Source organism: Azospirillum argentinense, assembly GCF_000632475.1.
Taxonomy (GTDB): Bacteria; Pseudomonadota; Alphaproteobacteria; order Azospirillales; family Azospirillaceae; genus Azospirillum; species Azospirillum baldaniorum.
In genome coordinates this window covers 1,255,497-1,268,829 of the sequence record NZ_CP007793.1, presented here as the reverse complement: position 1 = coordinate 1,268,829, position 13,333 = coordinate 1,255,497, and the positions used below count along the sequence as shown (strand labels likewise).

Here is a 13,333-nt window from a genome sequence, read left to right as displayed (position 1 = left end):
GCCCCTTTCCCAATCAGACAACCCGGCTTCAGACAACCCGGAAGTTCTTGAACTGCCAGGGATCGTCGTGGTCGATGTCCTCGGGGAACAGACGCTCGCGGTCCTGCAGCGGAGTCCAGTCACCGTAGGCGCCGACCAGCTCGCCAAGATAGGGCTTGGCGATTTCCAGGATGCGCTGGAAGTCGATCTCGTCCGGCTCGACGATGCCGCGGTTCGGATTCTCCAGCGCCCAGATGATGCCGGCCAAAACCGCCACCGTGACCTGCAGCGAGGTCGCGTTGTTGTAGGGCACCAGGGCGCGCGCCTCGTCGATGCCCAAGCGGGAACCGAACCAGTAGATGCCCTTCTTGTGGCCCATCAGCAGCACGCCCAGCTCGTCGGTGCCGCTGACGATCTCGTGCATCATCAGGCGCTGGCTCGGCTGCATGTACCAGTTCTTGCCGGCCAGCTCGTGCACCGACTTCACCGCGTCGTCGCAGGGGTGATAGGCATAATGCACGGTCGGGCGGTAGGTGACGTGGTTGCCGTCGCGCTGGGTGTAGTAGTCGGCGATGGAAATCGCCTCGCTGTGGGTGATGAGGAAGCCGTGGAACGGCCCCTCCAGCGGAGTCCAAGTGCGCACGCGGGTGGAGGCGCCGGGCCGCATCAGGTAGATGGCGGCGTCGCAGCCGAACTCATGGCGGCGGCCATCGGCCGGGAAATGCTTCTCGTGGCTGCCCCAGCCGAGTTCGGTGGGCTGGCAGCCCTCGCCGACGAAGCCGTCGATCGACCAGGTGTTGACGAACTCGCCCACCCTCTTCGGCTCGTTGGACACCTGGGTGTCGCGCTCGGCGATGTGGATCACCTTGACGCCCAGCTTGGCGGCCAGAGCGCCCCAGCCGGCGCGGTCCTTCGGGACCTCCGTCGATTCGCCAGTGTCGGCCGCGACGTTGAGCAGCGCCTGCTTCACGAAATGCGAGACGAGGCCGGGGTTGGCGCCGTGAGTCAGGACGGCGGTCGGCCCGCCCTCGTAGGTGGCGCGGTGCGACAGTGCCGTCTCGCGCAGGGCGTAGTTGGAGCGCAGCGACGGCGACAGGGACGGATCGGTGTAACCGCCGGCCCACGGCTCGACGCAGGTGTCGATGTAGAGCGCGCCGACCTTGTGGCAGAACTCGAACAGGGCGACGGACGACACGTCCACCGACAGGTTGACCAGGAAGTCGCCCTTGCCCAGCATGGGCTCCAGCACCTGGGCGTAGTTCTCCCTCGTCAGCGGCAGGTTGATGAATTTGACGCCAAGCTCATCCGCCTCGGCATGACCGCGCTCCTCGGCGGTGACGATGGTGATCTGGTCCTTCGTGATTCCGATGTGGCGCAAAATCAGGGGCAACACTCCCTGGCCAATCGATCCGAAGCCGACAATGACCATGCGGCCGGTGAAGGTGATGTGCTTGGTGTCCAGGGTCATCTAAGACGGTCCCCCGTGGTTGGCGTGACAGAAATACAGCCCGTCACCCTCGCGCCTCTTGCAAAGGCGGAGGGTGGCGGACCAACGATGGTTTACGGTGATTTTTTAGGGATATCCACAGCTTTCCCGCGATGCGGGACTTATGCCACGCAGCTCTTGAGGACGTAGCCGGGCGTTTCCAGCAGCGGCGCGTCCGAAACCTCGACCACGCGGGCCTGGTCGAACCCGTTGAAGGCGGTGCGCAGGCAGGAGCCGTAGGCCCCCAGCTGGCCCAGCTCGATCCAGTCGCCGGCGCGGATGTCCGCCGGCAGGTGGAACGGGCCGTTCATGCGGTCCGCGCTGTCGCAGGTCGGGCCGTAGAAGGCGAAGGCCTCCACCGGCTCGTCGCCCATCGGCGCGAAGGGACGGATCATGCGGGCCGGGAAGCGGAAGCCGGGGACACCGGCGTCCGACAGCGCGCCGTAGACGCCGTCGTTGATGAACAGCTCGTTGCCGCGGCGCTTCACCACCTGCACGACCAGCGACACGCCCGGCGCGACCAGCGCGCGGCCCGGCTCGCACCAGACGCGGCAATGCGCCGGCAGGTCGAGCTTCGCCACGCCGCGGGCGATGGCCTCCATGAAGTCGCCGAGCGGCGGCGGGGTGACGCCCGGATAGGAGACGGGGAAGCCGCCGCCGACATCCAGAACGTCGATGACCACGCCCGACTCCGCGATGATGCGGCCGGCCAGTTCCAGCGCCCGCTCGTAGGCGGACGGGTCGAGCATCTGCGAGCCGACATGGAAGGACATGCCGACCTTCGGGGCCACCATGCGCACGGCCTGGAGCAGTTCGACCGCCTCCGTCGCCGGGGCGCCGAACTTGCCGGACAGGTCGTAGACCGCGTTGCCCTTCGGCAGGGCCAGACGCACGACGAGGCCGAGGTCCTGGGCGTCGCCCGTCTCCTCCAGAATCTTCTGAAGCTCCTCCATGCTGTCGAGCACGAAGTCGCGCACGCCGTACTGCTGGTAGGCGGTGCGGATCGCCTCGCGCCCCTTCACCGGATGCATGTAATGCAGCACCGCGTCCGGAAACATCTGGCGGATCAGACGGATTTCACCGGGCGAAGCCACGTCGAAGTGGCGCACGCCGCCGGCCCACAGGGCGCGCAGCACCGCCGGCTCCGGGTTGCACTTCACGGCGTAGAGCACGTCGCCGGACACGGCGGCGTCGAAGGCGGCCACGAAGCTGGACGCGGTGTCGGCCAGGACGCCCGGACGGATGCAGTGCATCGGCTCCTCGGGACGGGCCATCGCCACCGCCTGATGGACGGAGGTGCGGCGGTCCGACACCGGCGAAGCGCCGAAGGACGGGGCGGAGATGGAAACGCCGCGGCGCAGCGGGGCGACGGCGGAACGGGAACGGATGAAGCCCATGGCGCACTCCTTACCCTGGGCCACCCGGCGCGGGGCGGTCCAGCGAACAGACGGGAATCCGACACGGCCGTCAAAGCCGCGGATCGGAATTCGGGTTGTGGTGAAAGGCGACGGAGAAAAGCCGGGTCAAACGCTCACGAGCGGGCTAACAGCTCCGCAGGTTCAAAGCGTCGATGTCCGGCTATGGGCTACCGTCTGAGAGCCCTGCCGTGGAGAGCCAACATGCCTACCTCCCTCTCGGGACCGGCCCACTGATGACCGGTTCTGCCAAAAAGGACGCGGTACGTCGTTGCATAACCACAGAGGGCCATTGGCACGTGCGAGTGCGTCGTCTCCGATGAATTACGCTTTTTCCCCGGCGATTCAAGTGATTTTTTGATGACAGGTCGGGATCGGTCCGGGATCGGCCCGGGATCGCGATGGTGGCGGTCAGCGGGGCGCCGCGTCCGCCGTCTCGGCGAAGGCCGGACGGTCGGAGCCGAGCACATGGTCCATCAGCCAGAAGCGCAGGAATCCCCGCACCGCGACGCCGGTGTCGAGCCGGCCGCTCTCCACTTGCTGGCGGATGCGGGCGAACTGCCCCTCCAGCAACCGGTGGTGGTTGCGGTGAGCCACGAAACGGCCCGGCGCCACACGGCGCAGCACCCCTTCCTCCATGGCGAAATGGGCGTGCACATGGTCGTGCAGCATTCCCAGAAGGTCCAGGGATTCGTGAATCGGCGCCCCTTGGCGGCTCATCAGGTCCAGTTCGTTCATGAGGTCGGCGAGCTGGCGGTGCTGCGCGTCGAGCGGCCCCACTCCGACGTCGAAGGCGCTGTTCCAGGCGATCAGGGTCCGCCCTTCCGGCGTCCTGGAGGCGTCGCGCACCAGCGCGGTGTAATCGCCGTCGTGCAGGATCTCATGTCCGCACAGAGCGGCATCCAGCGTGCCCGCCACCGTGCACAGGAAATCCGAGGTGACCTCGCAGTCGCGGACATAGTCGATCAGCCGGCCGAATTGCTGGTCCAGCATCGCGTGGTGGCCGGCGTGCTCCTCCCACCGGGTGAAGCCGGCGGCACGGATGATGACTTCCTCATGGTCGAAATGCATGCGCATTTCGTCCGCGAACCGGCTGAATCGAGGAACCATGGAGTCACGGGAAGCGCCGTCGACGCAGGCGCAGCGGATGGCCTCGACATGGTCCATCAGCGACGTATGGGCCGCGTCGATGAAGCCGTTGCCCGTACACGGGATGGAGTGGCCATCCGTGGTCATGGAGCCTCCGAAGCGGGTGGCGCGCCGCCCTTGGATCGGCGCCGATACCGAAGGGCTTGTAACAGCGCCGCTTTTCGCCCGCAATCGGCTGCGGCGAAAGGTAACGGCGGCAGCCGGGTCATGTTGGGCGGGTCATGAAACGTTACCGGTTTCCGACTCGAACTTCGGAAAGCGGTCGGCGATCACGTCACCGGTGAAGGACGCCACCCAGCCATCCGGGCGCGTGAAGAAGCGGATGGCGGTGAATTCCGGGTCCGGTCCCATGTCGAACCAATGCTTCGTCCGCGCCGGGATGCTCAACAGGTCACCCGCCCCGCACACGAGGCGGAACACTTTTCCGTCCACATGCAGATAGAAGGCGCCGCTTCCCTGCACGAAGAACCGGGCCTCGTCCTCGTCGTGGGTGTGCTCCGCAAGGAAGGCGGCGCGGCGGACCGCGGCATCCGGCTGACCACGCGGCATCCGCACCACGTCGGCGGACTGGAAGCCGCGCGCCTCCTTCAGGGCCGTCACCGGCCCGGCGTAGGCTTCCAGCACCGCATGGGCGTCGGCGGCGTCTGGAATGGCCTGAGGCGCTGGCCAGCGCTCGAACAGCACGCCGGCCAGCGCCAGATGGGCGGTGACCAGCGCCGGGTCGGCGGATGAGAGTTCCGCAACGGTGGGATCGGTGTCGCTGTAGACGGACAAACGGGCCATGGTGCGCCTCGTTGTGCAGGTGCACTCAGAATGAGACGAAGCGGCGCCCGGCGCAACCGAAACGGTTGAATTCATACCTCAGTATGCGCGCAACGAACGAATCAGCGGCGGATTGCCAGCCCCAGCGACACGATCAGCCCAACCGCGAGCAGAAGCCCGACGAATCCGCCGACTCCGGCCCAGCCGAAGGCGTACCAGAAGACGCCGCCCAGCGTCCCGGCGATGGTAGAGCCCATGTAATAGCAGAACAGATAGATCGCCGACGCCTGCCCGCGGTTGACCGGCGCCCGCTGCCCGATCCAGCCGGAGGCGATGGTGTGGACCCCGAAGAAGGCGAAGGTGAACAGGGCGATGCCCGGAACCATCGTCCACAGACTGTCGGGCGTCATCAGCGCCAGACCGGCCGCCATCATCGCCGCGGCGACGGCCAGCACCCTGCCCCGCCCCAGCCGCACCGCCAGCCCGCCGAACAGCGGCGAGCTGACGACACCGCAGAGATAGACCGTGAAAACGGCGCCGACCGCCGCCGGGCGCAGGTCGAAGGGCGGCGCCAGCAGGCGGAAGCCGATGTAGTTGAAGACGGTGACAAAGGCCCCCATGGACAGGAACCCCATGGCGAACAGGGCGAGCAGCCCGCGGTCCATCAGGTGTCCACGCCACGCCTCGGCCAATTCCCGCACGCCCGCCGGCCGCCGCTGGAAATGGCGCGATGCGGGAAGCGCAAACCACACCGCCAGTGCGGCGGCGATTCCCAGCGTGCCGATCACCCCCATCGCCATGCGCCAGGACGCGACATCGGCCACCAGCGCCGTCAGCGCCCGCCCCGACATGCCGCCAAGCGCCGTTCCGCCGATGTACAGGCCCATGGCGACCCCGGCGGAGCGCGGGTCCACCTCCTCCGACACGTAGGCCATGGCGACGGCGGGAAGACCGCTGAGCGCCATTCCTTCCAGCGCCCGCACCAGCAGCAGCGACGCCCAGTCCGGCGCCATCGCGCCGCTGATGCCCAGCGTGCCGGAGGCGAGCAGGGAAAGCGCCATGATCGCCTTGCGCCCGAACCGGTCCGACACCGCCCCGGCGACCAGCAGCGCGAAGGCCAGAACGCCGGTGGACACCGACAGGGCGAGGCTCGACTGCGCCGGGGTGACGCCGAACTCCCGCGTGAATTCCGGCATCAGCGGCTGCACGCAGTAGAGCGCGGCGAAGGTGGAGAAGCCGGCCACGAAGAGGATGCGGCTCGCCCGCTTGTAGGCCGGCGTGCCGGCGACGAGATACTCCGCCCCCGGTTCAGTCGCCCCCTGCCCCGCCGGTTCGATCCGAACCCTGCCGAAATCGCCGTCCGCCACGTCGGTCCGTCCCCATGATGCGCCGCAACATGCACGCAAGAGGGGAATGTGCGCCCGCAACGGCGGCCTGTCCAACGGATCGGACGCAGTGCAGCAATATGATTCCGTTATGACAACCGGCCGGCGGGTTTACGGGATCAGCGCGCCGAGGTCGAACTCCTTGGCGAAGGCCAGCATGGCGCCGCAGGCGCTGGCGGACGACACGCGCAACACGCCGTTGCCGACGACGGTCGGGAACTTGCTCTTCTGAAGCGCCTGCTGGGCGCGCTCCAGATCGGCCACCGTCAGCACCATGCCGGCCAGGAAGGGGCGCGGAACCGCCAGCGCCGGGTCGCCGGTCCAGCCCCAATGCAGCGCGGCGGGATCGGCCACAACGATGGGGGCGCTGCCGGTCGGCACGACGCGCGCCGGCCCCCGCACCTCCACCGCCGTGCCGAAAAGCCGGGCGTAGGAGGAGGCGGTGGCGTCGGTATCGTCGGCGGCGACGACCAGGGCGGCGAGGCCGGTCACCGTGTTGTCGTGCTGGATCAACTCCGGACGCCAGACCACCTCGGGGGTGTGGTGCTGGCACAGGAAGACCCGCCCGCCCCACTCCGGCACACCGTCGATCGGGGTCGTCGTGAAGCGCGCCTGCTGCGCGCCGCCCGGAAGCTCAACGGGGCGGCCGAACTCCACCGGCTCGCCCGCCGGATAGCCGGCCTCGACCAGGAGGCGTTGCGCCGCCCGCGCGTCGTCGGTCTTCAGCGCCGCCGCGGCGATGCCCTCGCGGGTTTTCAGAACGTCGCTGAAAAAGGCGGTGAAGGGATGCGGCTGTTCGATGGCGAGCAGCTCCAGATAGTCGCCCGCCCCGAACATCATGGTGTGGTTGGCCGACTTCAGTTCGCCATGCCGGCCCTTCGGCGAGATGGTGAAGCCCATGCGGCGATAGGCGTCCTGCGCCTTCTCCAGATCGCGGACGACGATGACGAGATGGTCGATGCCGTTGATTCCGTGTGCGCCCATGACCCTTGGCCCTCCGCTTTGCCGGCTTTTCGCGTCCGGCCAGCCATAGTGCAAGGGGGCGGCGCGATGCAATAGTCAGGGCGCAAGGGTCAGGGCGCCAGCGGTCGCTCGCGCCATGCGGCGACGACGTCCGGCATGGGCGGCGATTCCCCATGCTCGCCATGGATCGCCAGAATCTCCGCCGGGGCGACCACGGCACCGCGCGCCACGAAGGCGCCCTGCACCACGGCCAGCGCCGCCGTGCCCGTGGCGGTCTCCACCCGGTGCTCGATGAAGAAATACTTGTCGTCCCAGCACAGCACGCGGGTCGCCAGCTCGAAGCGCTGGAAAGGCGCCAGCGGGCGGCGGAAGCGCAGGTTGGCGGCGCCGATCACCGGTTGCCAGCGGTGACGCATGATCGACCGCCCCATGCCGGAGCGCAGCATCAGATCGACGCGCCCCAGGTCCATGACGCTGAAATAGCGGGCGTTGGTCATGTGCATGTTGAGGTCGAGGTCGGTCGGCCACACCCGGAAGCGCAGCCGCGCCACTTCCAGGAACCCCACCGGCCGACCGGTCAGAGCGGCCACGATGACGGCGATCAGGCGGAACAGCAAATTCATAACCCTATCCCCTCCGGCCCGGCCGGGCGGATGGGACCGCACCGGCTCAGGCGCTCTTGGACGCCAATCCGCGCTCGTCCAGCGCGGCCTGCACCTGGGCCCCGATCTCCCGCAGTTCGCCCACGGTCGCCTCCAGGTCCTGGCGCTGCTGCTCCAGGTCCTTCAGCCGCGCGTCGATGCGCTTCTGCAGGACCTTCAATTGCTCCACCCCGCCATCGACGTTGTAGAGGTCGAGATACTCGCGAATCTCCGCCAGCGAGAAGCCCAGCCGCTTGCCCCGCAGGATCAGCTTCAGCCGGGCGCGGTCGCGCTTGGTGTAGACTCGGTTGTTGCCCAGTCGGTTGGGCGAGAGCAGCCCCTTCACTTCGTAGAAGCGGAGGGCGCGCGGCGTGATGCCCAGTTCTTCCGCCAACTGATTGACCGTGTAGAGCTGTTCCATGGTGGGGGGCACGCCTTCCGTCACGTCGCGCCGCGGCGGCGTGGGGGAAGCGATGGCCGCTCGCTCCACGCCGCCGGACGGCGTCTCCGTTCCTACCACACACGCCGCGATGTGACAAAGCCGTGCGCCTTTTCCCGGTCACCCCTCCGGCTGCTGCAACGATTCGGCGATCAACTCCTTCTTGGACAGCTTGCCGACCGCCGTCTTGGGCAGCTCGGCGCGGAACTCGATCCGCTTCGGCATCTCGATCCGCGAGATCTTGTCGCGCAGGAAATCCCTCAACTGCTCCGCGGTCAGGCTGGCGCCGGGCCGGAGCTGGACAAAAGCCTTCGGGCTCTGGCCGCGGTAGTCGTCGGGGATGCCGATGACGCAGACGGCGACCACATCGGGGTGCTGGTAGATGGCCTCCTCGATCACGCGCGGATAGACGTTGTAGCCGCCGCAGAGGATCAGGTCCTTCAGCCGGTCGAGCAGGAAGACGTAGCCGTCCTCGTCCATCACCCCGACGTCGCCGGTGAACAGCCAGCCGCCGACGATGGTGCGCCGGCTCTCCTCGTCCTTGTTCCAGTAGCCGGCCATGACGTTGGGTCCGGACAGCACGACCTGCCCCTTCTCGCCGGGCGGCAACACGCGGTCGGGATCGTCGAGCGCGCGGATCTGCACCATGATGCCGGGCAGAGGCAGGCCGATGGAGCCCTCCTTGTTCACCCCGGTCAGCGGGTTGCAGGCGCAGACCGGCGACGCCTCGCTGAGGCCGTAGCCCTCGACCAGCACGCAGCCGGTGGCCTCCTCGAACTGGCGCTTCAGCTCCGTCGGCAGCGGCGCCCCGCCGGAGATGCAGTAGCGGATCGACCGCATCGGGTGGCGCGCCACGTCCGGGTGGCTCAGCAGCGCCTTGTACATGGTCGGCACGCCGGGCAGCAGCGTGGGCTTGCGCCGCGCGATGGTCTTCAGCACCTGCAGCGTGTCGAAGCGCGGCAGCATGACCAGCTCCGCCCCCGCCGCCAGCCCCATGTTCAGGATCACCGTCATGGCGAAGACGTGGAAGAAGGGCAGGACGGCGAGCATCCGCTCCTCCCCCAGTGCCATGCCGGGGAACCAAGCCTGCACCTGCCGGGCGTTGGCCACGAGGTTGGCGTGGGTCAGCATCGCCCCCTTGGGCACGCCGGTGGTCCCGCCGGTGTATTGCAGCACCGCCACGTCGCGCCGCGGGTCCAGCCGCACCGGCGGCATTACACCGTCGTTGGCGAGCAGCGCGTCGAAGTCCACATGCCGCCCGTCCTGGGGAATGCTGGCCAGCTCGCTGCGCTTCAGCACGCGGAACAGCACGCTCTTCACCGGCGGCAGGATGGAGGCCATGCGGCAGACGACCACCGTCTTCAGCCGCGTGCGGTCCAGCATCGCCTCGATGCGCGGATGGATCTGCTTCAGATCGAGCGTGACCATGATCTCGGTCCCGGAATCCTCGATCTGGTGCTCCAGCTCCCGCTCGACGTAGAGCGGGTTGTAGTTCACCACCGTGCCGCCGGCCTTCAGGATCGCGAAATAGGCGATCACATAGGTCGGCGTGTTCGGCAGGCACAGTCCCACCCGCACACCCGGCCTCACCCCCATCGCCGCGAAGCCCTTGGCCGCCCGGTTCACCAGTCCCAGCACCTCCGCGTAGCGGTAGCGGCGGCCGAGGAAGTCCAGGCACGGACGGTCGGCGTAACGGCGGGCGGCCTCCTCGAACAGCTCGGCCAGCGGCGTCACGGCGATCGGCTGGTCCCAGGCGATGCCCTCGGGGTAGTGGACCAGCCAGGGATGGGCCGGCGTGTCGTCCCCGATGCTGCCCCGGCGCGCAAGATTCTCGGTCATCTCCGATCCTCCCGGCTGCGCGGCGGTTAGGACAGGCGACGGCGGAAGGCGGTGCGGGGCAACGGAATTCCGGGCGCGGCGGCGGTCTGCATGGTTTCACTCCCCTCGAATTGATTTGATGGTTCCCGGATCATTGAGGCGCCGGAAACGTTTTGGTTATGACGTTGACGTAAACGTAAACTCTGCTTACTGTCAAGATCCGACAAACACGAATCCAGGGGAGAGAGACTGATCCATGGTTGAGGACATCCTGCGCGAACTCCAGTCCCGCTCCACCAGCTTCCGCAGCCTGAAGGCCGACGTCCGCTTCGCGCTGGAGCACGGCGAGGCGGTGCGGGTCAACGCCCGCGAGACGCCCGTCGCCATCGCGCGGGAGGGGGCCGGAGACGACGATCCCGACTGCACCATTCGCATCTCCGCCGAGAATCTGAAGAAGCTGATGGACGGCCGGCTGAACCCGATGCTGGCCTTCACCATGGGCAAGCTGAAGGTGGACGGCTCGATGGGCGTCGCCATGAAACTGGCGCAGCTCCTCGACGACTGAGCGCCTGCGACCGGGCGACGGGAACCGGACGGCGGCACCATAAGCCGCCGCCGAACAACGAACACAAAAGGCGAACACAGGGAGGGAACATCCATGACGCACGCCCTGCGCGCGGCGCTGGCGGCTGCCGGCCTGCTGCTGCTGTCCACGGCCACAGCCCAGGCCGCCGAGCCGCGCACGCTCACCTACCGCATTCTGATGGGCGACGATCGGGTGGGCAGCGAAACCGTCCGGCTGGAGCCCCAGGGCGACATGACCAAGGTCGCCGTCACCGCCTCGACGCGGGTGAAGGTGCTGTTCATCAACTTCCGCTACGATCACAAGCGGGAAGAGGTGTGGAAGGGCCGGACGCTCGAATCCATGAGCGCCCAGACCGACGACGACGGCACGCCCCACACCATCCGCATGATGCGGACCGGCGGCGGTTACTCCGTCACGGTGGATGGCAAGACGGGCGAAACCGGCGCCAACACCCTGCCCCTGACGCTGTGGACCCCGGAGGTGCTGAAGCGCCCCACCCTGCTATCGGTCATCGACGGCAAGCCTTACAGCGTGCGCACCGACCTCGTCGGCACCGAGACGCTGACCGTCGGCGGGCGCGCGGTGCCGGCGCAGCATCACCGCATTTCCGGCGACGTGGAGCGCGACCTGTGGTTCGACGCGCAGGGCACCCTGCTGAAGACCCGCTTCAAGCGCAGCGGCTACGATGTTACCTACATCCTGGACTGAGATGTGTTCTGCGTGAGGGTGTGATGCCGCTGTTCGTGTTCCCCGACGACCCGTCCTGGAACGAGGAAGCCGACGCCGTCGAGTTCGCGGTGGAGGTCGGGGAGTATCACGGGCGGGTCTTCGTCCCGCGCCGCGCTTTGCAAACCCTCGCCGGCCATCTGCCGAAGCCGGACGAGGCGCTTCAGTATGTCTGCCTGAACCGCCCGGTCTTCGACAAGGCGGTGGAGGCCCGCATCATGGACCGCAAGCTGGACCCGGATGCGAACGTCCATCTGACGGCACGGGACGTGCGGCGGGTGGCGCCGTAGGAGCTTCAGTGGTCGCGTCGGGCCCCCACCCAACCCTCCCCCGCTTCGCAAGGGAGGGCTTTTTTTTCCTCCCCCTGCGGAGCTCTCGCGCAAACCGGAGGTTTGCGCTGACGCGGCAGGCGGACCTTCGGTCCGCCGAGAGCGGGGGAGGTCGGGAGGGGGCCCTACACGACCACCCCTACCCTCAAATGCTGTAATTGTCCGCGATCCCCGACCGCAGTTGCTCCACCTGCTCGCGGAAACCGCCGCTGTCGCGGCCCGGCTCGTTGCGGACATCCTGGACGATGCGCGCCGGGCTGCCGCCCAACACGATGATGCGGTCGGCGAGATGCACCGCCTCCTCCAGGTCGTGCGTGACGAACAGCACGGTCTTGCCGGTCTCGCGGTGGATGCGCAGCAGCTCGTCCTGAAGGCTGTGCCGCGTGATGGCGTCGAGCGCGCCGAACGGCTCGTCCATCAGCAGGATGTCGGGATCGACGGCCAGGGCGCGGGCGATGCCGACGCGCTGGCGCTGGCCACCCGACAGCTCGTAGGGCCAACGCCGCCCGTAATCGTCCAGCCGGACGAGGCGCAGCGCGGCGGCCACCCGTTCCTCGCGCTCGGCGGTGGAGATTGGCAGCCCCTCCAGCCCGAAGCGGACGTTCTTGGCGACCCGCCGCCAGGGCAGCAGGCGGGCGTCCTGGAAGACGAGACTGACCGGACGGTGGCCGGGCTTCTTCGTTTCGTGGATGGTCACGGCGCCGGCGCGCGCCGTGTGCAGACCGGCGACGACGCGCAGCAGGGTGGACTTGCCGACGCCGGACGGCCCGACGATGGCGACGAAGCTGCCGCGCTCGATGGACAGGTCGACGTCCACCAGGACCGGCGGGGCCTCGGCGCCGTAGCCGATGGCGACGCCCTTAAGATCGATCACAGCGGAGCCGTTTACTTTTGCCATGCGAGCACCCGCTGCTGAACCTGCATGAACAGGAAGTCGCACACGCCGTAGAGCGCCGCGATGGTGACCATGTAGAGCACGACGATGTGCGTGGCGAGCAGGCCGGAGGCGTCGGACATGCGCGCGCCCAGGCCGGAGATGCCGAACAGCTCCGCCGCCACCACGGTCATCCAGCCCTGCCCCAGCCCGGCACGCACGCCAGCCAGGATGCCCGGCAGCGCGCCGGGCAGGACGATCTTGAACAGGCGCGGAATCAGCCCACCCTGACCGAAGGCGTGGCCGAGTTCGATCAGGTCCTTGTCCACCCCGCGCACCGCGCTGTAGGTGGCGTAGTAGTTGATCCAGAAGACCGTCAGCGCGATCAGGAAGGTCGCCGCCGACTTGCTGACGCCGAACCAGATGATGGCGAAGGGAATCCAGGCGATGGACGGGATGGGGCGCAGCATGCGCACCACCCAGGCCTGAAAGGCGTCCCACACCCCCCAGGTTGCCGCCGCCGTGCCGAAGGTGATGCCCAGGACGGTGCCGAGCGCGAGCCCCGACAGGTAGTGCGACAGGCTGGCGAAGACCATCGCCTGCCAAGTGCCGGACCGGAACTCCGCCAGGAAGGCGCCGGGCACAGCGCTGGGCGACGGCAGCAGCCCGGCGGGCACGATACCGCTGCGCGCCAGCGCTTCCCAGGCAAGCAGGAAAGCGCCGACGCCGAGCGCCGACAGGGCGATGGAGCTGTGAAGCTTCAGCGGCTGACGCATCACGC

General features: G+C 68.1%; 14 protein-coding genes. 3 read left to right on the top strand and 11 right to left on the bottom strand.

Annotated elements, in window-relative coordinates:
* Positions 1-28 precede the first annotated feature (28 nt).
* The 9 genes from ABAZ39_RS05995 to ABAZ39_RS05955 form a co-directional block, all read right to left on the bottom strand.
* Positions 29-1,447 (bottom strand): homospermidine synthase, encoded by a 1,419-nt coding sequence (locus tag ABAZ39_RS05995; protein WP_038527672.1) that lies wholly within the window; start codon positions 1,445-1,447, stop codon positions 29-31.
* A 140-nt stretch (positions 1,448-1,587) separates the two neighbouring features.
* Positions 1,588-2,862, bottom strand: coding sequence for a type III PLP-dependent enzyme (locus tag ABAZ39_RS05990; RefSeq protein ID WP_038527670.1), 1,275 nt, complete (start codon positions 2,860-2,862; stop codon positions 1,588-1,590).
* A gap of 429 nt (positions 2,863-3,291) precedes the next feature.
* Positions 3,292-4,116 carry a hemerythrin domain-containing protein gene (locus tag ABAZ39_RS05985; protein WP_038527668.1) on the bottom strand — a complete coding sequence of 275 codons (825 nt, stop codon included), beginning with the start codon at positions 4,114-4,116 and terminating at the stop codon, positions 3,292-3,294.
* Positions 4,117-4,248: 132 nt separating this feature from the next.
* On the bottom strand, positions 4,249-4,812 hold the full coding sequence (locus ABAZ39_RS05980; protein ID WP_038527666.1) for a 1,2-dihydroxy-3-keto-5-methylthiopentene dioxygenase: 564 nt from the start codon (positions 4,810-4,812) through the stop codon (positions 4,249-4,251).
* Between the two features lie 101 nt (positions 4,813-4,913).
* On the bottom strand, positions 4,914-6,158 hold the full coding sequence (locus ABAZ39_RS05975) for an MFS transporter (protein ID WP_081862897.1): 1,245 nt from the start codon (positions 6,156-6,158) through the stop codon (positions 4,914-4,916).
* A 129-nt stretch (positions 6,159-6,287) separates the two neighbouring features.
* A complete protein-coding gene (locus tag ABAZ39_RS05970; protein WP_038527664.1) occupies positions 6,288-7,160 on the bottom strand; it encodes a VOC family protein in 873 nt (290 codons plus the stop codon).
* A gap of 89 nt (positions 7,161-7,249) precedes the next feature.
* Positions 7,250-7,762: a thioesterase family protein gene (locus ABAZ39_RS05965; protein ID WP_038527662.1), complete on the bottom strand. Its 513-nt coding sequence runs from the start codon at positions 7,760-7,762 to the stop codon at positions 7,250-7,252.
* Positions 7,763-7,808: 46 nt separating this feature from the next.
* Positions 7,809-8,201: a MerR family transcriptional regulator gene (locus ABAZ39_RS05960; protein WP_014240764.1), complete on the bottom strand. Its 393-nt coding sequence runs from the start codon at positions 8,199-8,201 to the stop codon at positions 7,809-7,811.
* 138 nt (positions 8,202-8,339) lie between these two features.
* The gene (locus ABAZ39_RS05955) at positions 8,340-10,058 is read right to left on the bottom strand and encodes a long-chain-fatty-acid--CoA ligase (protein ID WP_051657830.1); all 1,719 of its coding nucleotides are present in this window, start codon (positions 10,056-10,058) and stop codon (positions 8,340-8,342) included.
* Between the two features lie 235 nt (positions 10,059-10,293).
* Here ABAZ39_RS05955 and ABAZ39_RS05950 point away from each other — a divergent pair, with 235 nt between their 5' ends.
* From ABAZ39_RS05950 to ABAZ39_RS05940, 3 genes are all read left to right on the top strand, one after another.
* Positions 10,294-10,602, top strand: a complete 309-nt coding sequence (locus ABAZ39_RS05950) for an SCP2 sterol-binding domain-containing protein (protein WP_038527660.1) — start codon at positions 10,294-10,296, stop codon at positions 10,600-10,602.
* Between the two features lie 93 nt (positions 10,603-10,695).
* The gene (locus ABAZ39_RS05945; protein WP_038527658.1) at positions 10,696-11,331 is read left to right on the top strand and encodes a DUF6134 family protein; all 636 of its coding nucleotides are present in this window, start codon (positions 10,696-10,698) and stop codon (positions 11,329-11,331) included.
* 23 nt (positions 11,332-11,354) lie between these two features.
* A complete protein-coding gene (locus ABAZ39_RS05940) occupies positions 11,355-11,639 on the top strand; it encodes a DUF1488 family protein (protein ID WP_038527656.1) in 285 nt (94 codons plus the stop codon).
* Positions 11,640-11,823: 184 nt separating this feature from the next.
* Here ABAZ39_RS05940 and ABAZ39_RS05935 read toward each other — a convergent pair whose 3' ends face one another.
* Both ABAZ39_RS05935 and ABAZ39_RS05930 read right to left on the bottom strand, forming a co-directional pair.
* On the bottom strand, positions 11,824-12,576 hold the full coding sequence (locus ABAZ39_RS05935; RefSeq protein WP_038527654.1) for an ABC transporter ATP-binding protein: 753 nt from the start codon (positions 12,574-12,576) through the stop codon (positions 11,824-11,826).
* Positions 12,564-13,328, bottom strand: coding sequence for an ABC transporter permease (locus ABAZ39_RS05930; RefSeq protein WP_038527652.1), 765 nt, complete (start codon positions 13,326-13,328; stop codon positions 12,564-12,566). Before ABAZ39_RS05930 ends, ABAZ39_RS05935 begins: the two co-directional genes overlap by 13 nt.
* Between the last annotated feature and the right edge of the window lie 5 nt (positions 13,329-13,333).